The organism is Streptomyces auratus, from assembly GCF_050433025.1.
Lineage (GTDB): Bacteria > Actinomycetota > Actinomycetes > Streptomycetales > Streptomycetaceae > Streptomyces > Streptomyces sioyaensis.
In genome coordinates, this window is the sequence record NZ_JBNGCB010000001.1 from 1996368 (window position 1) to 2020270 (window position 23903).

General features: G+C 73.1%; 18 protein-coding genes. 6 read left to right on the forward strand and 12 right to left on the reverse strand.

Annotated elements, in window-relative coordinates:
- The first annotated feature begins 67 nt into the window (after nt 1–67).
- Nucleotides 68–811: a maleylpyruvate isomerase family mycothiol-dependent enzyme gene (locus BKA18_RS08550; protein ID WP_366046174.1), complete on the forward strand. Its 744-nt coding sequence runs from the start codon at nt 68–70 to the stop codon at nt 809–811.
- A 9-nt stretch (nt 812–820) separates the two neighbouring features.
- A complete protein-coding gene (locus tag BKA18_RS08555) occupies nt 821–1477 on the forward strand; it encodes an MBL fold metallo-hydrolase (RefSeq protein ID WP_366046175.1) in 657 nt (218 codons plus the stop codon).
- Between the two features lie 78 nt (nt 1478–1555).
- Here BKA18_RS08555 and BKA18_RS08560 read toward each other — a convergent pair whose 3' ends face one another.
- From BKA18_RS08560 to uvrB, 4 genes are all read right to left on the reverse strand, one after another.
- Nucleotides 1556–2539: a TerC family protein gene (locus BKA18_RS08560; RefSeq protein ID WP_366046176.1), complete on the reverse strand. Its 984-nt coding sequence runs from the start codon at nt 2537–2539 to the stop codon at nt 1556–1558.
- A gap of 214 nt (nt 2540–2753) precedes the next feature.
- On the reverse strand, nt 2754–4835 hold the full coding sequence (locus tag BKA18_RS08565; RefSeq protein WP_366046177.1) for a TerD family protein: 2082 nt from the start codon (nt 4833–4835) through the stop codon (nt 2754–2756).
- Nucleotides 4836–4937: 102 nt separating this feature from the next.
- On the reverse strand, nt 4938–5516 hold the full coding sequence (locus tag BKA18_RS08570; protein ID WP_129250291.1) for a TerD family protein: 579 nt from the start codon (nt 5514–5516) through the stop codon (nt 4938–4940).
- A gap of 242 nt (nt 5517–5758) precedes the next feature.
- Nucleotides 5759–7891, reverse strand: a complete 2133-nt coding sequence (gene uvrB / locus BKA18_RS08575; protein ID WP_366046178.1) for an excinuclease ABC subunit UvrB — start codon at nt 7889–7891, stop codon at nt 5759–5761.
- Nucleotides 7892–8483: 592 nt separating this feature from the next.
- Here uvrB and BKA18_RS08580 point away from each other — a divergent pair.
- The 3 genes from BKA18_RS08580 to BKA18_RS08590 all read left to right on the forward strand — a co-directional run bounded on the left by BKA18_RS08580 (nt 8484) and on the right by BKA18_RS08590 (nt 10646).
- On the forward strand, nt 8484–9383 hold the full coding sequence (locus BKA18_RS08580) for a glycerophosphodiester phosphodiesterase (protein ID WP_366046179.1): 900 nt from the start codon (nt 8484–8486) through the stop codon (nt 9381–9383).
- Between the two features lie 71 nt (nt 9384–9454).
- On the forward strand, nt 9455–10051 hold the full coding sequence (locus tag BKA18_RS08585; RefSeq protein WP_366046180.1) for a methylated-DNA--[protein]-cysteine S-methyltransferase: 597 nt from the start codon (nt 9455–9457) through the stop codon (nt 10049–10051).
- Between the two features lie 52 nt (nt 10052–10103).
- Nucleotides 10104–10646 (forward strand): DUF1697 domain-containing protein, encoded by a 543-nt coding sequence (locus BKA18_RS08590; RefSeq protein ID WP_366046181.1) that lies wholly within the window; start codon nt 10104–10106, stop codon nt 10644–10646.
- 15 nt (nt 10647–10661) lie between these two features.
- On the opposite strand, the gene BKA18_RS08595 is transcribed toward BKA18_RS08590, so the two are convergent.
- The 5 genes from BKA18_RS08595 to BKA18_RS08615 form a co-directional block, all read right to left on the reverse strand.
- Nucleotides 10662–11123: a type II toxin-antitoxin system PemK/MazF family toxin gene (locus BKA18_RS08595; protein WP_040899510.1), complete on the reverse strand. Its 462-nt coding sequence runs from the start codon at nt 11121–11123 to the stop codon at nt 10662–10664.
- A 331-nt stretch (nt 11124–11454) separates the two neighbouring features.
- Nucleotides 11455–12093, reverse strand: a complete 639-nt coding sequence (locus BKA18_RS08600; RefSeq protein WP_366046182.1) for a nucleoside/nucleotide kinase family protein — start codon at nt 12091–12093, stop codon at nt 11455–11457.
- Between the two features lie 42 nt (nt 12094–12135).
- Nucleotides 12136–12585, reverse strand: a complete 450-nt coding sequence (locus BKA18_RS08605) for a hypothetical protein (protein ID WP_366046183.1) — start codon at nt 12583–12585, stop codon at nt 12136–12138.
- 99 nt (nt 12586–12684) lie between these two features.
- Entirely contained in the window at nt 12685–13707 is a 1023-nt protein-coding gene (locus tag BKA18_RS08610; RefSeq protein ID WP_366046184.1) for an IclR family transcriptional regulator domain-containing protein, read from the reverse strand.
- Nucleotides 13708–13860: 153 nt separating this feature from the next.
- Entirely contained in the window at nt 13861–14805 is a 945-nt protein-coding gene (locus BKA18_RS08615) for a quinone oxidoreductase family protein (RefSeq protein WP_366046185.1), read from the reverse strand.
- Between the two features lie 723 nt (nt 14806–15528).
- Between BKA18_RS08615 and BKA18_RS08620 the strand changes: the two genes are divergently transcribed.
- Complete coding sequence (locus BKA18_RS08620; RefSeq protein WP_366046186.1) at nt 15529–17160, forward strand: FAD-dependent oxidoreductase; 1632 nt, start codon at nt 15529–15531, stop codon at nt 17158–17160.
- Between the two features lie 238 nt (nt 17161–17398).
- Here BKA18_RS08620 and BKA18_RS08625 read toward each other — a convergent pair whose 3' ends face one another.
- The 3 genes from BKA18_RS08625 to BKA18_RS08635 are packed head-to-tail and all read right to left on the reverse strand — an operon-like array spanning nt 17399 to nt 23771.
- A complete protein-coding gene (locus tag BKA18_RS08625; protein WP_429638258.1) occupies nt 17399–19348 on the reverse strand; it encodes a helicase-associated domain-containing protein in 1950 nt (649 codons plus the stop codon).
- Nucleotides 19349–19362: 14 nt separating this feature from the next.
- Complete coding sequence (locus BKA18_RS08630) at nt 19363–20841, reverse strand: SWIM zinc finger family protein (RefSeq protein ID WP_366046188.1); 1479 nt, start codon at nt 20839–20841, stop codon at nt 19363–19365.
- Nucleotides 20838–23771 carry a DEAD/DEAH box helicase gene (locus BKA18_RS08635; protein WP_366046189.1) on the reverse strand — a complete coding sequence of 978 codons (2934 nt, stop codon included), beginning with the start codon at nt 23769–23771 and terminating at the stop codon, nt 20838–20840. The genes BKA18_RS08630 and BKA18_RS08635 overlap by 4 nt, the downstream gene beginning before the upstream one ends.
- Nucleotides 23772–23903: the final 132 nt, after the last annotated feature.

Below are 23903 nucleotides of genomic sequence, written 5' to 3' on the forward strand. Positions count from 1 at the left end.
CCCCGCGTACGCCCCGATCGGCGCCGGCCGACTCCCGCACGCGCCCCGGCGGCGCTAGCGTCGGACCATGACCCTCATCCTGCCCGACTTCCCGCACGATGTGGCAGCCGTCCGCGAGGCCACCGGCCGGCTCCTGGACTCGGTGCGCACGCTCGACGACGCGGCGATCGCCGAGCCGTCGCTGCTCGACGGCTGGACCCGCGGCCATGTCCTGGCCCATCTGGCACGCAACGCGGACGCGCTGGGGAACCTCCTGACCTGGGCGCGGACGGACGTCCGGACGCCGATGTACGCCAGTGCCCAGGCGCGCGAGGACGATATCGAGCGGGGCGCCGCCCGCCCGCTGACGGCGCATCTGGCCGACTTGGAGGAGACGGCGGCACGCTTCGACGCGGCGATGGAGGCGCTGCCCGAGGCGCGCCGGGCGTTCGAGGTCGAGATGCGCAACGGCGTCGTCGAGCGGGCCGACCGGCTGCCGATGCGCCGGCTGACGGAGGTCGAACTGCACCATGTCGACCTCGGCGTCGGCCACACCGTGGAACAGCTGTCGCCCGCGTTCGTCGCCGGCGAGCTGGCCTTTCTGTGCACGGTCAAGTTCGCCGGCCATCCGGATCTGCCCGCGCTGGAGCTGCGGGCCGATGACGGCGGCCGGTGGCGCACCGGGCGCTGGGACACCACGCCGGGCGGCGAGGCCGCACCGGTGGTGGTGACGGGCCCGGCGACCGCGCTGGTCGGCTGGCTGACCGGACGCGGTGACGGCGGCAAACTCGACAGCCATGGCTCCGGGCTGCCCGCCGTACCGCCGCTCTAGAGTGGTCATATGGGCTACAGCGGAGCAGTGAAGGTCGGCGGACCGGCCGACGTGCACGAGCTGACCGACCTGATGATCTCGAAGGTCGCGGTCGGTCCGATGGACAACAACGCCTATGTGCTGCGGTGCCGGGCGACCGATGAGCAAATGCTGATCGACGCGGCCGCCGAACCGCACACGCTTCTCGCCCTGATCGGTGACAGCGGCCTCTCCTCCGTGGTCACCACGCACCGGCACGGTGACCACTGGGGCGCGCTGCAGGAGGTGGTCGAGGCGACCGGCGCACGGACGTATGCGGGGCGGTACGACGCCGAGGGCATCCCCGTCCCCACGGACGTGCCGGTCGAGGACGGCGACACCCTCACCGTCGGCCGGGTCGAGCTGACCGCGCGTCATCTGGTCGGGCACACACCGGGCAGCATCGCGCTGGTCTACGACGACCCGCACGGCGCCCCGCATCTGTTCACCGGGGACTGCCTGTTCCCCGGCGGCGTCGGCAACACCTTCGGCAATGCTGAGAACTTCGCCAGCCTGATCGACGATGTGCAGCGCAAGCTGTTCGACCGGCTGCCCGACGAGACCTGGGTCTATCCGGGCCACGGCAACGACACCACGCTCGGCGCGGAGCGGCCGCAGCTCGCGCAGTGGCGCGAGCGCGGCTGGTAGGGAGAACGGACGGCGCCCGGCTCGCTCCACACGGAGTGGGCCGGGCGCCGTCGTTGCCTCACGGGCCGGGGAACGGCCTCAGGCGTCGATGCCCTCCTTGGCCGCCGTCTCGGCTGCGGCCTGCTTCTTCGAGGCGCGCAGGCTGGTGATCGTGGTGACGATCAGCACGGCGCAGATGACGCCCAGCGAGACCGGAATACTGATCTCCGGAACGGCCACCCCGGACTCGTGCAGCGCGTGCAGCACCAGCTTCACCCCGATGAATCCCAGGATGATCGACAGGCCGTACGAGAGGTGGACCAGCTTCTTCAGCAGCCCGCCGATCAGGAAGTACAGCTGCCGCAGACCCATCAGGGCAAAGGCGTTGGCGGTGAAGACGATGTACGGGTCCTGGGTGAGGCCGAAGATCGCCGGTATGGAGTCCAGCGCGAAGAGGACGTCGGTGGTGCCGATCGCCAGCATGACGATCAGCATCGGCGTCATCAGCCGCTTGCCGTTCTCGACGATGAACAGCTTGGTGCCGTGGTACTTGTCGGTCGAGGGGAAGCGCTTCTCGACCATCTTGAGGAAGCGGTTCTCCTCGAACTCCTCGTCCTCCTCCTCGGCGCGCGCCTCCTTGATGAGCTTCCACGCGGTCCAGATGAGGAACGCGCCGAAGAGGTAGAACACCCAGGAGAAGTTGGCGATGATCGCGGCACCGGCGCCGATGAAGCCGGCTCGCAGCACCAGCGCGATCAGCACACCCACCATCAGCACCCGCTGCTGGTAGATCGCGGGAACCGCGAACTTCCCCATGATGAGTACGAAGACGAAGAGGTTGTCCACGCTCAGGGACTTCTCGGTGATGAAGCCCGCGAAGAACTCCCCGGCGGGCGCGGTGCCGCCGAAGACCAGCAGCCCGAGGCCGAAGAGCGCGGCGAGCGCGATCCAGACACCGGTCCAGATTCCGGCCTCCTTGAGGGAGACCTCGTGCGGTTTGCGGCCGCCGATGAAGAAATCGGCGGCGATCAGGGCGCACAGACCAAGGATGGTCAGCACCCACAGGTTCAGGGAAACGTCCACTGCTCCTCCGGCAGAGTCGTACGGCACTTACAGCGTCGTCGCTGCCGGAGGTCTCTTCCGTCCCGTCCGCCCGAGGGGGGCGGGACCGACGCCCCGGGATCTCGTCACACTCGCAATCCGTGATGACGGGTACGTCGCGTGGGAATACTCCCCTCCGCACCAAGAACAGTAAAGGAAATCCAATGAATAGTAAAGAGAAAGGTAAAGTGCCTGGTCAGGGCGTTCGGCGAGCGGCCGCCAGCTGCCCCAGCACCTGGCGCACCACCTGACTGCCCTCCGGGGCGAGCGGCGGTTCATACGTCCAGGCATGGCCGACCCAGGGGTCGGCGAGGTGGGCATCGGGGACCGGCGTGATCCGCAGCAGGGAGCGCCACAGCGGGTCCAGGACGGGGCCGTACTCCCTGGTCCGGGCGCGGTCGGCGACCATCAGGAGATGCACCCCGACGGCCGGCCCCTCGTCGGCCAGATAGCGGAGCCGGGTGAGGGCACGGTCGTCGAAGCCGTGCGGGAAGTCGTGCACGATCAGCAGCTGCTCGGCGGGGTCGAGGTCCGGCGGCAGCCAATCCGCGGCGCGATGGCGGACGGCCATCTGCACCAGGTCGACCCGCCGCGTCAGCCCCTCCAGGACCGAGGCCACCCCCTGGGCGCCGGGCACCGGGAGGGCGGGCAGCGCACCGCTCTCCAGCAGGGGCGCGAGCGCGGGCGCCGCGGTACCGGCCGGGTCGATGACCTGGACCGCGAAGTCACCGGGCGGGTGGACGGCGAGCAGCCGGGCGGCGATCGCGACGGCCGTCTCCATGGCCAGACGGTCGAGTTCGGCCTCGTCGGGCGGGCCGTCCGTGAGCGCGCTGCCCAACTCCCGGCGGCCGACCTCGCGCTCCGGGTCCGGGCCACCGTGGACAAGGGCAGCGGGCCCGCTGTCGATCCACAGCCCGCGCTCCAGAGGGAGCCGTACGAGCATGGGGATGCGCAGGTCCAGGACCTCCGGGAGGTGCAGATCGCCCAGGCGCAGCGCCATCGGCCGCTCCTGGGGCGCCTGGTAGCTGTGCCATACGGGGCTGTCCCAGCGGGCGACGGCCGGCGGCAGCGCGGGCTCGACGACCTGCGACTCGGCCACCAGCTGGCCGAGGTCGCGGTCGAGCGCGGCCCGGGCCTGCGTCACGAGGGAGGCGTGCCGGTCGCGGGCGGTGGCACGGGCGACATCGGCGGCCGTACCGAGGCGGTTGCGCGGGTCGGCCAGGGCCGCGTCGAGCTCCTGCTCCAGACGGGACGCGGCGAAATCGGCGGCGCTGCGGTAGGCGGCGACCGAACGGGCCAGGTCCTCGAACATGCCCCAGACCTGGTTGTAGAGCCGCTCTTCCATGCTCCAGCCGGCGGCGTCACCGGCCACCGGCTGCGCGGGGGCGTCGGCCACGGCGGGGACGGTGGCCGGAGCGCTCGGCGTGGCCGCGGGGGACGGAGCGGGGTCCGGCGGTGCGGGGGTGCTGCGGCGCCGGGGGTGCCGGTAGTCGACGGGGCCGGCGGCGGGCGGGGCGGGCGAGGCGGCACCGGTCCCGGACGCGGCGTCGGCTGCGGCCGTCGGCTCCGCTGTGGGTCCGGCGCCGGGTGCCGGGGCTGCCGGGTCGTCAGATGCCGTACGGGGCACGGAGGATGGCCGGCCCCCGGTGGGCGGGGCGGCCGGGCCGGTCACGGGCCGTTCGGACCGGCCTGCCGCCACGGGGGCGGGCGCGGGGACCGCGCGGGCCTGCCCCTGGCCGACCGCCTGCTCGATCTCCGCGGCCAGCTCGGCCGCCTGCGGCAGCCCCTGGTCGTGCAGCATCGCCGGGAGGCCGCCGGCGTAGCCCTGGCCCACGGCACGCACCTTCCAGGCGCCCTGCCTGCGGTAGAGCTCCACGGCGACGACGGCGGACTCGGCGTCCAGGCCGGTGAGGGTGTAGCGCGCGAGGGCGGTGCCGTCGAGGCCGGTCACCGCGACGGCGGGCGCGGCGGCCGCACCGAAGGTGGTCAGCGCACCGGTGGTGCTGGGCAGCGCCAGCAGCACGCTGACCCGGTGGACGGCCCCGGGCAGCGCGTCGAGATCCACCGCGATGCGGTGCTCGGCGGCCGCCTGACGGGGAACCTCGATACCGGTGCGCCGGGGTGCGCCCGGATGCGCCACCGCCTCGACGCCGGAGAGCCTGCCCTGTGCGTCGCCGAGCGTGACCCCCGCGACGACGGGACCGCCCGCCGCCACCCGGATCTCCACCCGCGTCCGGTCCAGCGGATGGTTCTGCCCCCGGACCAGCTCGGCCGTCATCGGTGTTCCCCCTGGTTGTCGTGGCGCGTCGCCGGGCCGACCGGGCGGCGGGCCCGGAGCCGACGGCGGCGCGGCCCGGTGCGCGCTGCCGCGGTGTGGTGGCTACAGGTGCGGCAGGATCGCCGGCACGAGGTCCTGGAAGGTACGGCCGACGGAGGGCTCACCGATGGCGGTCATCTGCCAGCCGCCGCCCACCCGGTGCACCTTGGACATGACCTGTGCGGTGTAGTCGCCGCCGCCCGTGAGGGTGTAGCGGGCGAGCTCCTCGCCGGTGGTCTCGTCCACCAGGCGGCAGAAGGCGTCCTGCACCTCGGCGAAGGTCTGGCCGGTGAAGGAGTTGACGGTGAACACGATCTGGTCGATGTGCACCGGCACCCGCGCCAGGTCCACCAGGATCGCCTCGTCGTCACCGCCCTTGCCCGCACCGCCGACCAGGTTGTCGCCGGTGTGCCGGACCGCGCCGTCATCGCTGGTCAGGTGCTGGAAGAAGACGACATCTATGGGCTTCTTCTCGGCGAACAGCACGGCCGAGGCATCGAGGTCGATCTCGCTGGTCCGCCTCCCGAAGAGCCCGCGGCGCGGCGCCGAGCGCCACCCCAGCCCCATCCGCACCGCGGTCAGGCTTCCGCCGTCGGACTTCTCCAGGCTGATGCCCTGCCCCTTGGACAAATTGACCGACACGCGCCGTCCCCTCTCTGTACTGTCCCGCCCAGCCTCTCCGGCGGCCCCTTCGACCCTATGCACGACGGCGTGCCGGGAGAGACTCTGGCTCGCCTTTTGTGGCGTTTCTGCAACACACCGGGAGCCGCTGGGCACACCCCGTTCACTTGGGGTGATGCCGCACCGCAGCGGATGCGGCCCCCTCCGGACGGACCGGCCGCGCACCGCCCGGTCCTCACTCCCCCTCAGCCGATGCCGCCCCCTTACTTCACCCCGGCCTCCCTCATTTGCCGCAGCTCCTTCTTCAGTTCGCCGACCTCGTCGCGGAGCCTGGCGGCGACCTCGAACTGCAGCTCGGCCGCGGCGGCCCGCATCCGCTCCGTCATCTCCTCGATGAGCTCGGCCAGTTCGGCGGCGGGACGGTCCGTCAGCGTCGCCGTTCCCTTGCCGCCCTTGCCCTTCGCACCCTTCGCACCGAGCGCCGGGACCGGTGCCTTGCCCTTGGCGTCCTTGGCCTCGGCGGCCTGCCGGTAGCCCGAGCCCAGCAGCTCCTGGGTGTCGATCTCCTCCCGGGCGATGGTGGCGACGATGTCGCCGATCTTCTTGCGGAGCGGCTGCGGGTCGATGCCGTTCGCCGTGTTGTACGCCAGCTGCTTCTCCCGGCGGCGGTTGGTCTCGTCGATGGCCTTCTCCATCGCCCGGGTGACCTTGTCGGCGTACATGTGCACCTGGCCGGAGACATTGCGCGCCGCACGTCCGATGGTCTGGATGAGCGCCGAACCGGACCGCAGGAAGCCCTCCTTGTCGGCGTCCAGAATGGCCACCAGGGAGACCTCGGGGAGGTCGAGGCCCTCGCGCAGCAGGTTGATGCCCACCAGGACGTCGTACTCACCCGATCGCAGCTCGCGCAGCAGCTCCACACGGCGCAGGGTGTCCACGTCGCTGTGCAGATAGCGGACCTGGATGCCGAGCTCGAGGAAGTAGTCGGTGAGGTCCTCGGCCATCTTCTTGGTGAGGGTGGTGACCAGGACGCGCTCGTCCTTGTCCGTGCGGGCACGGATCTCGTGCACCAGGTCGTCGATCTGTCCCTCGGTGGGCTTGACCACCACCTCCGGGTCGACCAGGCCGGTCGGACGAATGATCTGCTCGACGAAGCCGTCCCCGCGGGCCAGCTCGTACGGGCCCGGGGTCGCGGACAGATACACGGTCTGCCCGATGCGTTCGAGGAACTCTTCCCACTTCAGCGGCCGGTTGTCCATGGCCGACGGCAGCCGGAAGCCGTGCTCGACGAGAGTGCGCTTGCGTGAGGCGTCGCCTTCATACATGGCGCCGATCTGCGGGACCGTGACATGCGACTCGTCGATGACCAGGAGGAAGTCGTCCGGGAAGTAGTCGATGAGGGTGTTGGGCGCGGAACCGGGCTCGCGGCCGTCCATGTGCATGGAGTAGTTCTCGATGCCCGAGCAGGAACCGATCTGACGCATCATCTCGATGTCGTACGTGGTGCGCATCCGCAGCCGCTGGGCCTCCAGCAGCTTGCCCTGCTTCTCCAGCGTGGCGAGGCTGTCCGCGAGCTCGGCCTCGATCCCGGCGATGGCCCGCTCCATGCGCTCGGGCCCCGCGATGTAGTGGCTGGCCGGGAAGATGTACAGCTCCTGGTCGTCGCTGATCACCTCGCCGGTGAGCGGATGGAGGGTGGACAGCGCCTCGATCTCGTCGCCGAACATCTCGATCCGCACGGCCAGCTCTTCGTACACCGGGAAGATCTCGATGGTGTCGCCGCGCACCCGGAAGGTGCCACGGGTGAAGGACACGTCGTTGCGGGTGTACTGGATGTCGACGAAGCGGCGCAGCAGCTGGTCGCGGTCGAATTCGTCGCCGACCTTCAGCGGCACCATCCGGTCGACGTACTCCTGCGGTGTACCGAGGCCGTAGATGCAGGACACCGAGGCGACCACGACGACATCACGCCGGGTGAGCAGCGAATTCGTGGCGGAGTGGCGCAGCCGTTCGACCTCCTCGTTGATGGAGGAGTCCTTCTCGATGTACGTATCGGACTGCGGGACGTACGCCTCGGGCTGGTAGTAGTCGTAGTAGGAGACGAAGTACTCGACGGCGTTGTTCGGCAGCAGTTCGCGGAATTCGTTGGCGAGCTGGGCCGCGAGGGTCTTGTTGGGCGCCAGGACGAGCGTCGGCCGCTGCAGCTTCTCGATCATCCACGCGGTGGTCGCCGACTTTCCGGTGCCCGTCGCGCCCAGCAGGACGACGTCCTTTTCACCCCCGCGGATGCGCTGCTCCAGCTCGGCGATGGCCGTCGGCTGGTCACCGCTGGGCTGGTAGGGGCTGACGACCTCGAAGGGCGCCACCGTGCGTTCGATCTTTGATACGGGCCGCATGGGATCCACCGTACGACCCCGCACTGACATCCGACGCGGATAATGCCCTGACCTGCGGCTTTGTGGTGATGGAGGCGAGTGTCCCCGCTCCCCGCGTGCCCGCGCCATGCGGCGGGCGCGGGGCGGCGGACGGTGGCCGGCCCGGCTGGCTGCTCGGGTCGGTGCGGCGCCGGCCGCGGAACGCCGCCGGGGCGGGGGCGCCGGGCATCCGGCAGATTCCCCGGGCCGGTCCCGGGCCGGCGCCGGGACCGCCGGGGGCGCGCACGCGAGCCGGGTCGCGGCGGGCCGGCCGGTGAGGTGTGCGACCAAAACCGTTCAGAAGCACGACGGGTGACGCATCATCGGTCAAGATGCGCGGATGCCGTGGCTCCGGCAAGTTGGACGGCGTCGGAGCGTACGTCTGTGGCACGGCTGGTCCGGGCATCCTGCGACTGCGCGACGCTCCGGAACCGAACACCGGCCACTTCTCGTTCAGCGCCCCGCCACCGCACCACCGCCTCCCGCCATGGCCCGGCTGCGAGCCTCTGTCCGTCCGACCCCGGTTCACGTCACTTCACGTCAGCTCACGTCCACGACGTCACGAGGAGTCCGTATGCGTATTCGCCCCGTCGCCGCCGTCGCCGCCGGTGCGCTCCTGGGTCTGTCCGCGCTCGCCCTCTCCCCGGCCGCCGCCCAGGCAGCACCGCACGGACAGGGACACCCTCCGGTGACGGTCGCCCACCGCGGTGCCTCGTCGTACGCGCCCGAGAACACCCTCGCCTCGATCGACGCCGCCGCCCGGCTCGGGGTCGAATGGGTCGAGAACGACGTCCAGCGCACCAAGGACGGCGAGCTGGTCATCCTCCATGACAGCTCGCTCGCCCGGACCACCAACGTCGAGCAGGTCTTCCCCGACCGCTCCCCGTGGAACGTGTCGGACTTCACGCTGCGCGAGATCGACAAACTGGACGCCGGCAGCTGGTTCGGACGGAAGTTCAAAGGCGAGCGGGTGCCGACCCTGGAGGACTACATGGACGAGGTCGAGCACAACGACCAGAGCCTGCTGATGGAGCTGAAGTCGCCGGAGCTCTACCCCGGCATCGAGCGGCAGACCCTGAAGGAGCTGCGCAGCGAGGGCTGGCTGAGCAGCTCACACGTCAAGCACCGGCTGATCATCCAGAGCTTCAATGCCGACACCCTCAAGACCGTGCACACCCTGCGGCCGGACATCAGGACGGGTTTCCTCGGCAATCCGTCCGTTGCCGACCTCCCGAAGTTCGCCAAGTACTGCGACCAGATCAACCCCGTCCACACGGTGGTCACCCGGGACTACGTGACCGCCGTCCACGGGCTGAAGGGCCCGCACCGCCGGCCGCTGGACCTGTACACCTGGACCGTCGACGACCCGGCGACCGCGCTCAAGGTCGCCGGCCTGGGCGTCGACGGCATCATCACCAACAAGCCCGACGTGGTGCGGGACGTCGTGGAGGGCAGTGACGACGAGGACGACTGAGCGCCGGGAGCGGACCGGGGGCGGGCGCCTGGCCCCGGCGCATTGTCAGTGGTGCGTCCTACCCTGAACAGGTGACGCATGCAGAGCAGGATTCCCCGTCGGCGACCGGGCCGGACGCAGCGCCGGACCCGGCGGCGGCCCGGCGCGACTGGGCCTGGACCCGGCTGGAGACCCCCATCGGTCCGCTGCTGCTCGCCGCGACCCGCGCGGGCCTGGTCCAGGTCGCCTTCCATGCCGACGAGCGGACGGCCCGCCGCGCGCTGACCCGTCTGGAGCAGTTCTTCGGCGGACCTCCGCTCAGCGGCCTACCGCATCTGGCGACGGCCGCCACCGAGCTTTCCGCCTATTTCGCCGGTCGGCTGCGGACCTTCACGGTCCCGTTGGACTGGTCGCTGTCCTCCGGCTTCTCCGCCCGCGTCCTGCAGGTCCTGGCCACCGACGTCCCCTATGGCGGCGTCGTCGGCTATCAGGACCTCGCCGACCGGGTCGGGGAGCCGGGCGCCGCCCGCGCGGTGGGCGCCGCGATGGGTTCCAATCCGCTGCCGGTCGTCGTGCCCTGCCACCGTGTCGTCGCCAGTGACGGCGGGATCGGCGGCTTCGGCGGCGGCCTGGAGACCAAACGCCTGCTGCTGGCCCTGGAAGGTGTGCTGCCCGCCCCGCTCTTCTGATTCCGACCGTCGTCCGTACGCACCGAGTCCGGCTCCCACGAATGGCAGCGTCATGTCCCGTCAGATCGCACTGCTCCGCGGCATCAACGTCGGCGGACACAACTCCTTCCCCAAGGCCCGGCAGCTGGCGCTGGCCGAGTCGCTGGGTCTGAAGGAGGTCTCGGTCCTGTTGCAGACCGGAAATATCGTCTTCGCCGACCCCGGTACGCCGCCGGAGGAGACGGCCCGGATGCTGCACGACCGGATTGCCACCGACCTCGGACTGACGGTGCCGGTCGTCGTCCGGACCCGCGACGAGCTGGCCGCCGCCGTCGCCGCGAATCCGTTCCCGCAGGCCGTGCCGGAGCCCAAGAGCCTGCATGTGACGTTCCTGTCCGCGGTGCCGGCCGACACCTCGCGGCTCGACGCGCTCGACCTCGCCGCGTTCGCGCCCGATCAGTACCGGCTGATCGGGCGCGAACTGTACTTGTGGTGCCCGGGCGGCATCGGCCGCTCCAAGCTCGCCGAGACCGTGAGCCGCGCCCGGCTCGGGGTGACGGCCACCGCCCGTAACTGGAACACCGTCACCAAGCTTCTGGCCCTGGCGGACGCCTGACGCCCCATGCGGCCGTCAGCGCCAGCCGTAGCGCTCGCGCAGCCGGTTGACCACCAGGTTGAAGCGGCCCCGGTCCAGTGCGCAGGCCTCGCGCCGCATCCCGGCCGGGTGCACCCGCAGCACCCGGTCCACGGCCACCCAGGAGTCGCGCCCCGCGCGGTCCCACGGGCCGGTGCCCAGGGGCACCCATTCCCGGTCGTTGTTGTGCCGCTTGCTGGACAGCTGGACGGCCAGCAGCGTTCCGGCCGACTCACGGGCGACGACCAGCACCGGACGGTCCTTGCCGCGGCCGTCGTTCTCCTCGTAGGGCACCCAGGTCCACACGATCTCTCCGGGGTCCGGGTCGCCGTCGGGGTCGGGCGCATAGGTCATGGTCACGGTGCCGACGGAACGCGGCCGCGCCTCCACGGTCGCGGCCGGCCCCTGACTTCCGGGCAACGCGGGGGACTCGTCGGGTGCATTGAATGAAGTCGTCACGGGTGCACGCTAACCGCCGTCGCGAACGCGCTGATCAGCGGCCCTCGATCGACGCTCCCCGATCCGTTGTCAGTGGTCGGCCGTACGGTTTTTCCAGCGGGGGACGGCCGTGGGGCCGGCCGTGGAAGGGATCACCATGTCCGAGGGCACGACGTATCCGGAGCTGTCGCAAGAGGGCGGCGGCGCCCACGAGTTCTACGAGGTGACGGTGCAGGGCACGGTCGTCCCGGTGAGCCCCGGCGCTCGGGTCGGACCGGGCGTTGAGGAAGGGCGGGCGCCCAGCCCGGGCCCGGCGCTCCACACGAGCCAGGCCGCAGGACGAGCCGAGCGCTCAGGACGCCCCGCTCCAGGCCGGCCGGCGGGGATCGTCGGCCCGTACGACGATGTCCGCCGCCTCCTCGGGCCGGGTCTCGGACTCGTAGCGCGCGAACGCGGGCGTCGTCCAGCGCTCGGCCTCCGGGGTGCGGCGGGCGAGCGCGGCCGGCGACAGCTTCAGATGCACCGAGAGGTCGAAGGGGAACCAGTGACCGAGCAGCAGCGGACCGTGGAGCAACAGGACGCCGCCGGGCGGAAGTTCGACGTATCCGCTGCGGGTCGCCCGGTCCGCCACCGGATCCCACAGATCGGGGAGCACCCGCCCGGTGCCGCCCGGATCCAGCGGCTGGAACACCTCCCGCCACAGCGCCTGCCGGTCGAACCACTCGTCGTGGAAGGCGTCCGGGTCCTTTCGGCCGTATTCGAGCCGCAGCGAGGCGGGGCGCAGAAAGCCGAAGGCGCCGGCCTTGTGCACCGCCCGCCCCCGCACCCGCAGCGCCTCGGCGAGCCGGCCGGCCAGCTCGTCCGGGGCGGCTGCGGGTGCCCCGTCGACGGCCACCCGCAGCCAGGGGCTCCCGTCCTTCGACGGCATCGCGACGAGGCGCTCGGCGAGCGCGTCGGTGAGCCGTTCCCAGGTGATCGCTTCGAGCCGCACCCCGCCATTCTGCACGGACGCGCGGCCCGGGAGCGTCCCGTGTCAGCCCGGCAGCGGCGGGTTCGGCCCGGTGGTGAAGTGGGACCCGGAGATGATGCCGGCCTGGATCACCGGACCGTGGTGCACCCCGCCGCTGACGGTGTTGTGCACCTCCCGCACCCCTCCGCGCTCCGTTTCGGGGGCCACCTCGTCGAGCAGCGCGCGCAGTTCGGCCGCCGCGGCCGGGTCCTCGCTCAGCAGCCGCCGCAGCCGCAGCTGCCAGAACGCGGTCACCCCGGCCGCCCCGCTCTCGTCGTCCTCCTCCCGGGCCGCCGCCAGATCGGCGCGCGAGACCTCCAGCTCGCCGGCGAGGACCTCCTCGTCGGCCGTGTCCCGCCGCCGGGCAAGGAAGGCCGCCATTCTGCGGCGGACCGTCGCCCAGCCGTCCGTCGCCATCTGCTGCACCAGCGTCGTCGCCCCTGCCGCGGCGAGCGCCGCCAACTCCGGTTCCATCAGACCTCCTTGAGTCCCGTCGGTCCGCCCTGGGGCGGCAGGTGCCGCCCACATGACGCGGGCCGGTTCATGGGCGGGCCGGTGGCCCGGTGCCGTGGTTCAGGCCTGGTCCGCGGCCGGCCGGGCCGCTCCGTAGCGGCTGAGTACGGCCGCCGCCTCCTTCGTCGCCTCGATGACGCTCTCGGGGGCCACCGGCATGACGGACTTGAGCTTGAGCAGCAGGACCGCTCCCATGATGGAGCCGTCCCACATGATGGGCGCCGCGCAGGAGTTCCACCCGGCCATGCACTCCTCGTACCCGAGCGCATGGCCGAGATCGCGCACCTCCGCGAGCGACGCCACCAGTGCGTCGTTGTCCCGGTAGACGCCCGGTCCCGCCTGGTCGGGCACGGGCTCGGCCAGCACCCGCTGCTGCAGTACCTCCGGCAGGTAGGCGAGGATCGTCCGCCCGGAGGCACCGGTGCGCAAGGAACGCGTCACGGACAGCACATCGCGCGGCGTCATGCCCAGCTCCGCGAGGTCGGAGTCGCCGACGGCCATGTCGACGCACTGACGCTGCGCACCGGAGAAGGGCGCCACCATGTAGAGGAACGCCAGCCCCCCGTCGGTGGCGTCCCGCAGATCGCGGAGCACCGTCTGGGCGCCGTCGAGACGGTGGTCGAGCGCGGTGAAGGCGAGTTGGGCGGCCGAGGTCCGCAGCCGGTAGAGGCCGCGGTCCACCCGCTCGAAGATCCGCTGGTAGATACCGGACTGCAGGATGCGGTAGACGACGGAGTCGTCCAGGCCGGTGAACTCGGCAATCTCACCGGGTCCGTGGGCGGAGCCGCCGAGTTCGGCGAACGCCGTCTGGACGAGGAAGACCCGCTCGGCATGGCCGGATCCCGACGTCCGGGAGCCCGTGGACGACGCGCCCTTGGCTGCCTGGCGGGGCTTCTTGGCATGACCCGTGGTGCGCGGCGCCTTGGCAGTGCTGCCCGCCGCTTTGGCCGCAGTCCCCTGCGCCTTGGCCGTGGTCCCCGGCGCCTTGGCGGTGGTCCCCGGCGCCTTGGCGGTGGTGCCCGAAGCGGAGTCGGGTGCGGTGGCCGAGGCCGGCGATCCCGAGGCTGTGGTGCTGTGGCCCATCGTGTGCTCTCTCCCCTGGCAATGGTCCGCGCCCGAAGGCGCACGGCTTTTCCGGTGCGAGCCGGCTCCCCCGTCGCCCACGGTTCCCGACGGCCGGCCCCGGCGTGCACTCCCGCAGCCGTTCTGCCCGTCGGGCGCCCTGGGCTACCGGAATTATCGGGCGACGTCGAGGGCCTGTTTCCCGGTCGGGGTACGGGCGGCCAGGTCCCGGTGCGCCTGCGCCGCGTCACCGAGCCCGTAGACGGCGCCGGTCAGCGGCTTGAGGCTGCCGTCGACGACCGCGTCGAACAGGGCCCGCATGGACGTCGGCAGCGCCGTACGGTCCGCGTAGAGCTGCGGCAGCCAGAAGCCCGAGACGGTGATGCTCCGTTCCATCAGGTCCCGGGTCGGCACGCTCGCCAGGTCGCCGCCGGCGAACCCGTACACGGCCAGCCGGCCGCGCGGGGCGACGGCGGCGAGGGTCCGCTCGAAGGTGACACCACCGGTCATCTCCAGCGCCGCCGCGACCGGGCCGCCGGCCGCGTCCAGGATGCGTTCGGTCAGGTCCTCGGCGGTCGAGTCGACCACCGCGTAGGCACCCAACTCCTCCGCCAGCTTGCGCTTTTCCGGGGAGCCCGCGAGCCCGATGACCCTGGCCCCGGCGTGCGCGGCGAGCTGGACGGCCAGCGAACCGACGCCCCCCGCCGCGGCCGGCACGACGACCGTCTCGCCCTGGGTGAGGCGCAGCGAGGTGAACAGCAGGTGCCAGGCACTGTTGCCCTGCAGCGCCAGTGCGACGGCCTGTTCGTCGCTGACGGCGTCGGGGACGTCCCAGGTGACCCGGCGGTGCAGCAGCGCCCGCTCCGCGTATCCGCCGCCGCGGCACAGCCCGACGACGCGCCGGGTGCCGTCGACCGTCCCCACGACCTCGTTGCCGGGTACGTACGGCAGTTCCACGGGCGCGAGGTAGGAGTCCCCCCGTACGTGCACATCCGCGTAGTTGATACCGGCCAGGGCGACTTCGACCAGCGAGTGGCCGCCGCGGGGCGCGGGCTCGGGAACGTCCTCGAGCCGCAGCACGTCCGGGCCGCCGAATTCTCGCATCACAATCGCGCGCACGACTCTCCCTTTGGTTCTCCGGTGCGGTGCCCGCACAGGGTAGGCAGGCCGGCCAAGTACCCGCGGTTATCCGATCATTTCGCGCCAACCATGAGAGGCTTCCGGCGCCGCCACCCTTCTCCTGGTGAAATTTTTCGCTCTGCTTTCTCGCGACGCGAGAAACCCCTGCAGCGATTTCCGCCCATTGCGCCACTTTGCATCGGATCTACCCCTCGGTATCCCCGGGGTGGCTGCCACGCGTCTCTCCTGCACACGCCGCTGTCGGATGTGATCGCCGCAGCCTACGATCCCGAAGGGTGTCCGCCGTTGACCAGATGTGACGGCTGCGTCCCCCTGGGCCGAGCGCGTTCCGCGAGGCAGTTGTGCTCGCCCGCCCCACCCGGTGACACGGGCGGGTGGCGGAGGGGGTGGCCGTGCGCGGGGCAAGGCGGGCACGGCCTGAGGGGGAATCATGAAGGGGAAATCGGGGGGCGGCAGGCCGGCGTTCGCGTCGGCCTGCCGGGACCCCCAGCGTGCACTACCACTTCCGCCGGCGCCGCTGCGCCTCCTGCGGACCGCATCCGCGTCCCTGCCGTTCTCGCTGACGGCTTCCTTCACGGCCGCCACCGACGCCGTCATCGCCGCCGCACGCCGGTGTTCCCGCCCGTATGCGGCACCGCCCTTCGTGGACGTGTCGCGCGCCGGCCGGGGAACCGTGCTCCGCCGCCGAGAAAGGGACTGCCCATGAACGCGTCGAGCTTTGCGAGCAGCAACGGGCTCCAGTTCACCCACCCCTACCTCGCCGTGGTGCTCGGCGGCGGCTTCACGGGCATGCTCGCCGCCGCCACCCTGTCCCGTCACGCCGACGTCATCGTCGTCGAGCGCGAGCCGCGGACTCCTGCGCTGCCCACGGACCTTCCGCAGGCCCGGCATGCCCAACTGCTGACGGGAAACGGCGCCCGGCTGGTCGAGGCGCTGCTGCCGGGCAGCGTCGATCAGTGGCTGGGCGAGGGGGCCCGCCGGATGCCGGTGCCGGCCGGGTTCGCCGACCGTTCCCCGAAGAGCTGGTTAGGCCGGCGACCGCACTCGCAGTATCTGCTGGCCTGCTCCCGCGATCTGCTCGACCGGGTCATCCGCCGTCAGGTGCCCGGCCTGCCCGGAGTGAGCGTCCTGGACGGCACCGAAGCGGCGGAGCTGACCGGCACCGCGGAACACATCACCGGGGTACGGGTCCGGGACACCACCGGCGGCGGGACGTACCGGCTCGATGCCGACCTCGTCATCGATGCCACGGGCCGCCATTCCACCACCCCGTCCCGGCTGGCCACGCTGGGGCTGCCCACCACCCCCGAGGACGTCTCGGACGCCGGGATCGTCTCGGCGACCCGTATCTTCCGCGCCCCTGAGGGCACCGAGAACTGTCCGGTGCTCACCGCCCATTCCCCGCTCACCCAGCCGGTTCCCGGTCCGTTCGCACCTCGGCGCGCGCTGCCCGGTAAGACAGCGACGCTGGTCCCGATCGAGGGCGGCCGCTGGCTGGTCACGCTCACCGGCACCGGCGACGACCGGCCGTCCGAACACGCGGGCCGCTTCGTGCCGTTCGCCCAACGCTGCAGCCCGCTCATCGGCGACCTCATCGCCGGCGCCGAGCCGCTGAGCGAGGTGCGGCTGACCCGCGACACGGCCGGCCGCCGGCGGCGCTACGAAGAGCTGGCGTCCTGGCCCACGGGCTTCATCGTCCTCGGTGGCGCCGTGGTCTCGCTCGCCGCCGACTGCGGTCAGGGCCTGTCCCTGGCCGCCCACGGCGCCACCGCGCTGCGCCGGGTACTGCGCCGCCACGGGATGGACGATCCGGCGCTCGCCCAAAGGACACAGCGGGCCATCGGCCGCATCGTTCAGGAACCGTGGGCCCTGGCGGCCGGCGAGGCGCTCCCGTTCCCCGGCACCGGCCGCACCGCCATCCGCCGTTCGTACGTCGATGTCGTCACGCCCGCCGCTCCCGCCGCCCCGTTCCTGCGGCCCTCCGCCGCGCTCGACGCACTCCGGAACACGGCACGGCGCCGCCCGGCGGCCGGCGGTTCCCCGGCCCGGCAGGCGGCACCGAGGCCGGCGGCGGGGTCCTTGCCGACGACGCCCGGCCCCTCGTCGGCCGCCGGCGCCCGGCCCCCGGCATCGACCGGTGCTGCATCCCCCCTCCCGGCGCTGCCTGCCACCACGCTCTCAGCGGTGCCACCCGTCCCGGGGCAGCCCTCGTCCCCGTCCCGCCGCCCCGGCGCCGCGCCCACGGCCGGACGGCTCCCCCGCCGACTCGGCTTCGCGCCGACGGCGCTGCGCCGTTTCGGCGGGGCGAACCGGCGGAAGCCGGGCGAGGGCTGAGGCCGGGGCCACAGACCCGTTCGGACCGCCGTCACGTCGGCGGGGCTAGCGCCGCGGACCGCCCGGGACGGCACTGCGGGTGGCGGTCCGCCCCGCCGTATGGCTGGGTGGCGGTCCGCCCTGCCGTATTGGCTGCCCGGCCGCCGGCAGGATCTCGGTGACGGCGCGGACACCCGGCGTGGCGCGCCTGCCTATGCGGCGCGGGCGCCGCAGGCTGGGGCGGGTCCGCCCCCAGAGGTCACGTATCACCGGCCGTTGCAGGCTGCCGGTCCCCCTCCGTCTGTCGGGGTTGTGTGGTGAGCCCCAGGAGCCGGTGGGCGAGGGTGAGTGGTGCCTGGGGGTTGCGGGTGGGAGCGGGGGCCGTGGCGCGGTGGGCGGGGAGGCGTTCGACGGTCGTGGTGCCGGTGTCGGATTCCAGGGCGGGTGCATAGCCCGCGGCGCGCAGCGCGTCCAGGGTGGCGGTCGGCGGCCGGCCGCTGACCAGGACGGTCGGGGCGATCGCGCGCAGCCCGAGGGCGCGCAGCGCGCGGTGCGCGGCGAGCTCCTTGAGGAGGGCTTCGTCGTCGGAGCGGATGCAGCAGGCGGCGGGCAGCACCCGCATCCGGCCATGGGCGCGGGCGGCGTCCTGGATGAGGTAATCGAGCGGCTGCGGCAGGGTGTCGGTGACCGAGGCGCGGGTGAGGTCTTCGAGGAGCGTGGCGGCGGTGTGGCCGGAGTCCAGCGCGCGGCGTACCGAGTGCGGGGTGAAGCGCCAGGTCACGGCGTGGCCTTCGGATTCGCGGTCGGCCGCGGAGGCGAGGAGTCCGGTGAGCGCGGCGGAGGGGCGGCCCGGTACGACGGCGGTCAGATCGGCCTGGAAATGGGCCTGTTCGAGGAGCGGCGGCAGCAGTGCGGCGAGCGGCTCGTCGAGGGACTGCGGGTCGGTGAGCAGCGCACGGCCGAGAGGGGTGAGCCTCCCGTGGGCGGCCAGACCCAGGTAGGCGGCTTCGTGGAGGGTGTGGGCGGCGCGTTCTTCGGCCATCGGCCGGCGGGTGACGGCAAGGGGGCGGTACCAGTCGGCCGCCCGGAGGAGGTCCGTCCACGGGGTGCGGTGGTCCGTCTCCCGCTGCGGGGGTTCGCTGAGCGGCAGCGCGGGGAGGGGGACGCCCGCGCCGAGGGGGACGGTGGCCAGGGCGGCGAGGAGGGCGTGCCGGAGGGCGGGCGCATGCCGGTCGTGTCCGCGGACGAGTGCGGTCGGGGTCTCGCCGAACGGGGTGTGGGTGGGGACGTCCCACAGGTCGGACCAGGCGGCCAGGACGGGGGCGAGGCGGGCGCCGGGCGGGCGGGTGAGCCAGTCGTCGTAGGCGCCGGTGGGCAGGGCGGTGATGCCGGACGGGGTGCGGGTGAGGGCGATGAGGCCTGCGGCGAGGGTGAGGTCGAGGAGGAGGCGGGTGTGCGGTTCGTCGGCGCCGGCCGCTTTGGCCAGCCGTTTGATCTCCCGTACGGTCAGCCCGCCCGACTTGCGCAGGGCGGCGGGCTGGGTCGCCAGAGAGGCCAGCAGGCGCTCCACGGTGGCGGCGAGGGTCGCCACGGCCGCCCGGGCTTCGTCGTGCGGCGAGGTCGGAGGGACGGTGGCGGCGCGCTCTTCCGGGGCGGCGGCGGTGTCCGGGACGGGCCGTGGGGCGTGGGCGAGGAACGGGCCGAGGTCGTGGGCGGCGAGGAGTTGCGGTGCGCGGGGCGGGACGACGATCGTGTCGTCCTCGCCCGGTGCGGCGAGTCCGTCGTCGCAGAGGGCGTGCAGGGCGTCTTCGGCGGCGGTGCGGGTGAGGCCGGGCGAGGTCGCGTCGAGGGCGGCGAACACGTCCTGGGCCGGGACGGGTTCGGTGGCCAGATGCGCGAAGGAGAGCCGGTGCGCCATCAGGGACTGGTAGTCGGCGCCCGGGGCGGGGGCCGCGGGTCCGGGGGCAGCCTGCCCGGCGCGCTCCTGGCTGAGGCGGGCGGCGGTGGCGAGCACCGTGAGGCGCGGGTGATCGAGATGCACCACCAGCTGGTGGAGGGTTTCGTACGACCACAAGGTGCTTGCCAGGCCGCGGAGTTCGGTGGGTGCGGGGCGGCGGGCGAGCGGCTCGGCGTGGCGCGTGAGGAGCGCGGCGAGCTGCTCGGGGGTGCGCCGGGCGAGGGACCGGGTGAGTGCGTCGAGACCTTCCACGGCGTCGAGGTTAGTCATCGCGCGAGCAGGGTGGTGAGCGCGCCCACGGGGTCGGGGTCCGCGGGACCGGCGGGCCACCAGTCCTGGGCGCCGGGTTCGGATTCGTACGGATACCAGCGGTGGTCGTGACCGAAGCGGAGCTGAATGCCGCGGTCCGGGTCGGTGAGGTGGTTGTGGCGCGGGCGCAGGGACGGGAGGTCCGCGGCGAGAAGGGCGCTGCGGGCCCGGTCGAAGTCGCCGGCCGGGGGGTTCCAAGGGGTGTCGAGGAGGACGAGGCCTTCGGGGCCGCCCTGCCGCCAGGCGGCGACGGCGCGGGCCACGTCCGTCGGGGTGCGGCCGGTCGCCGCGGCGAGGTCGCGGTAGAGGACACGGGTGGTGGCGGTCAGGCCCGCGGTGGGGTGGGCCGTGGCGGTGAGGCGGATGGCGTCCTCCCAGGGGGGCAGGGCCGGGAACGGGCTGTGGCCGGCCGTGTGTCGCGCACCGGGGCCAGGGGTGCGGCCGGCGGATACGCAGGCGTGCGCGCGGGCGGCGGCGTCGGCTGCCAGGAATTCGAGGGTGGCGGGGTCGAAGGGGAGACCGTCGCCGTCCGGGAGGGCTGACGGCCGGCCGGGCTGCGGCGGCAGCGGCAGCGGTGGCGGCAGCGGCGGCCGGGGGCGGTCGGAGAGGGCCAACCGGGCCTGGACACCGCGCGACCGGGCCTCGGCCGGTGCGGGCTGCTCCCCGGGGACGCCGCCGAAGGCAGCCTCCCCGGGGGCGCCGACGGAGGCCGCCGTTGAGCCCTGTTCAGCGTCGGCGGCCGGCGGCCCTCCCCCGGGCCCGCGGCGGTACGGGGCCGGCCGGTCGGCGTCGGGGGCATGGTCGCGGGCTTCGCAGGCGGTGAGGGCGGCGTTGCGGCGGGAGAGGGCGTCGAGGAGTTCGCGTTCGCCGCGGCCGCGCATCAGCAGCAGCACGAACGGGTCGGCGTCCAGGAGCCGGGCCACCTGGAAGCAGAGCGCGGCGGCGTGCTTGCAGGGACGGCCGTGGTCGGGGCACGAGCACCGGGGGACGAGGTCGCCCGGCCCCGGAAGGAGGCGTACCTCGCCCTCGGCCAGTGCGGGCGGAAGCTTCTTGGCCAGCAGGGCGGTGAGCCGGCCGGGCTCCGCGGCGATGGCGTCCAGGAGGCCGTCCCACTCCTGGTCGGTGAGGGTCCGGAGGCGGATCTCGGCGCTGTAGGGCCGGGGCCGGCTGCCGCGGACGGTGGCGACGATGCGGCCGGGGGTGACGTTGATGGTGTCGACATGGCCGTCGCGGGCGTAGGTGCGGCCGCGGGCGAGCCGGGCGCTGTCGAGAGCCGTGGTCTCCAGGGCGTCCAACCAGGCGCTGCCCCACCAGGACTCGGCGAACAGCCCCCGGGCGCCAGTACGGACCGGCAGCGGCGGGAAGGTGCGTGAGCGGTCCGCGCGGGCCAGCCGGTCCGCTGCGGCGGCGCGCCCGGAGGCGGGACGTGGGTTCATCCGGGCCTCCGGAGGGAGACGAGGTCGGCGAGGTCGGCGTCGGACAGCTCGGTCAGCGCGCTCTCGCCGCCGGTCAGCACCGCGTCGGCGAGCGCCCTTTTGGCGCCGAGGAGTTGGGCGATGTTGTCCTCGACCGTGCCTTCGGCGATCAGGCGGTGGACCTGGACGGGCTGGGTCTGGCCGATGCGGTACGCACGGTCGGTGGCCTGCTCCTCCACCGCCGGATTCCACCAGCGGTCGTAGTGGATCACATGGCCCGCACGGGTCAGATTCAGGCCGGTGCCGGCTGCCTTCAGCGACAGCAGGAAGACCGGGACGTGTCCCGACTGGAAGCGGTCGACCATCTTCTCCCGTTCGGCGACCGGGGTGCCGCCGTGCAGCAGTTGTACCGGGATGCCGCGCCGGGTCAGATGTGCGTCCAGCAGCCGTGCCATGCCCACGTACTGGGTGAAGATCAAGGTGGCGCCGCCCTCGGCGAGGATGGTGTCGAGGAGTTCGTCGAGGAGTTCGAGCTTCCCGGAGCGGGCGGCGACGCCGGGCGCGGCCTCCTTGAGGTACTGCGCGGGGTGGTTGCAGATCTGCTTGAGGGCGGTGAGCAGCTTCATGACCAGGCCGCGGCGGGCGATGCCCTCGGCGTTCTCGATCCGGGAGAGGGTCTCGCGGACGACGGCCTGATACAGCGCGGCCTGTTCGCGCCCCAGCCCCACCGGGTGGTCCGTCTCCGTCTTGGGCGGCAGTTCGGGGGCGATGCCGGGGTCGGACTTCTTGCGGCGCAGGATGAACGGGCGCACCAGTCGGGCCAGCCGCTCGGCCGCCGCCGGGTCCTCGCCGCCCTCGACCTCACGGGCGTGCAGCGCGCGGAAGGTCTTGAGGGGCCCGAGGAGCCCGGGGGTCGTCCAGTCGAGGAGGGCCCACAGCTCCGAGAGGTTGTTCTCCACGGGGGTGCCGGTGAGGGCGATCCGGGCGGGTGCCTTGATGCTGCGCAGCGCCTTGGCCGTCGAGGAACGCGAGTTCTTCACATGCTGGGCCTCGTCGGCGACGACCCATGCCCAGGGCCGGCCGGCCAGTTGGGGCGCGCTGCTGCGCATCGTTCCGTAGGTCGTCAGCACGAAGCCGCCGTCCAGGCCGTCGAGGCTGCGGCCGGGGCCGTGGAAGCGGCGTACGGGGGTGCCGGGGGCGAAGCGTTCGATCTCGCGCTGCCAGTTGCCGAGGAGGGAGGCCGGGCAGACCACGAGCACCGGTGCGGCGGGCCGCCGGTGCAGATGGAGCGCGATGACGGTGACGGTCTTGCCCAGACCCATGTCGTCGGCGAGGCATCCGCCCAGGCCGAGGGAGGTCATGGTGTCGAGCCAGGCCATGCCCCGTAGTTGGTAGTCGCGGAGGGTCGCGCGCAGTCCGGGCGGCTGGGGCAGGGGGCGCGCGTCGGTGGTGAGGCGGCCGCGCAGCGCGGCGAGTGCGCCCTGGGGCACCACCTCGACCTCCTCGCCGTCCACCTCCGTGGTGCCGTGGAGCGTCGCGGCGAGGGCGTCGACCGGCTCCAGGTAGCCCAGTTCGCGCTTGCGGGCCTTGCGTACGAGCCCGGGGTCCACCAGGACCCACTGGTCGCACAGCCGGACGACGGGACGGTGCGCCTCGGCGAGGGCGTCCATTTCCGCCTCGGTCAGCGCCACCCCGTCCAGCGCCACCTGCCAGCGGAATTGCAGCAGTTCGCGGGTGTCGAAGAAGCCGAAGCCGTCCGCGGCGGAGCCGGGTGCCGGGCGCAGCACGGCCGCCGCGGTCAGACCGCGGGCCAGTTCCCTGGGCCAGTGGACCGTCACTCCCGCGGCGCCCAGACGGGGCGCGGCCTCGCCCAGCAGCTCGTACAACTCGTCCTCGCCGAGCGGCAGTACGTCGGGCACCGGCCGCTCCAGGAGGCGGGTGAGCGGGGCCCAGACACGGGCGGCGCGGCGCAGTGCGAGGAGGGTGTCGACGCGGGAGCGCGCCCCGAAGTGCTCGGGCCCTTCGCTCTCCCACAGGTCCCGGGCGTCGGCGACCAAGGTGGGGTCGGTCAGGCTGTGCACCTGCAGGACGGCTGCGGCCGCACTGCGCTCTTCGGTGTCGCCCGCCCCGCTTTCCTCCTGCCGGTCGAAGAGCCGGTGCGGGGAGAGGTCGAGGCGCAGCGAGAGCCGTACCCCCGCGTCGACGCCGGCCGCGACCTCGGTGGCCCATTCCCGGGCGCCGGGCAGGCGTTGGGGTGTCCTCGCGGCGAACGGGGCGCCGGCCACCATTGCGGCGGCGGGGGTGCGCGGCAGCGTATCGACGACCGCGTCCACATAGCGCCGGACCAGCTCCGCGGGATCGTGCAGCTGTAGTGGGCGGCTGCCGGGGAGGGGTACCGGAAAGGCCTCGGCGGGCATGGCGGCGGCGATGGCCCGCAGGTGCGCGATGTCGTCGGGGTCGAGCGGGCCGGCGCGCCAGGCGTCGGTGTCGTCGGCGGTCAGTCCGGGAAGCAGCCGGCCGCGCGCGGTGAGGTGCAGCGCATGGAGGGTGGCCGCGCCCCAGCAGGCGGCGGCCGGGTGGGCGTCCGGGGCGTGCCGGGCACGGATCAGCAGCGGGACGGCCTCGGCCAGCGGGAGCAGTACGGCGGGGACCGTGCGGCTGCGGGCGCCGTTTCCGTGGCGGCGGGCGACGGTCAGCTCCCCCGGCTCGGCGGCTCCGCCCTCGCCCGCCGCCTCGCTTCCCGTGGTGAGGCCATCCGGGAGTGGGCCGCCCTCCGGCCGCCAGAGCGCGATCTTCCCGGCGCGCGGCGGCTGGGCGGGCAGGAACACCGCGGCGCAGCGAACCACGGCGGCGCCGATCCCGCCGTCCTCGCTCGCGCCCCCGGATCCGGCCGCGGACGAGCCGTCCGGCGGCCGGGTCTCCCCTGCCGCCGCCTCCCACCGCCTCGTCATGCCATCCCTTACCGCTCGGCCGTCCCGTGCCGGCCACGGCGCTCCCCGAGCCTGCCGCGCCCGCCCTGCTGCTGTGTCCCCGACCTGCGAGTCTACGGTCGTACGCACGGTGCCTTCCGCTCCCTCCCCCAG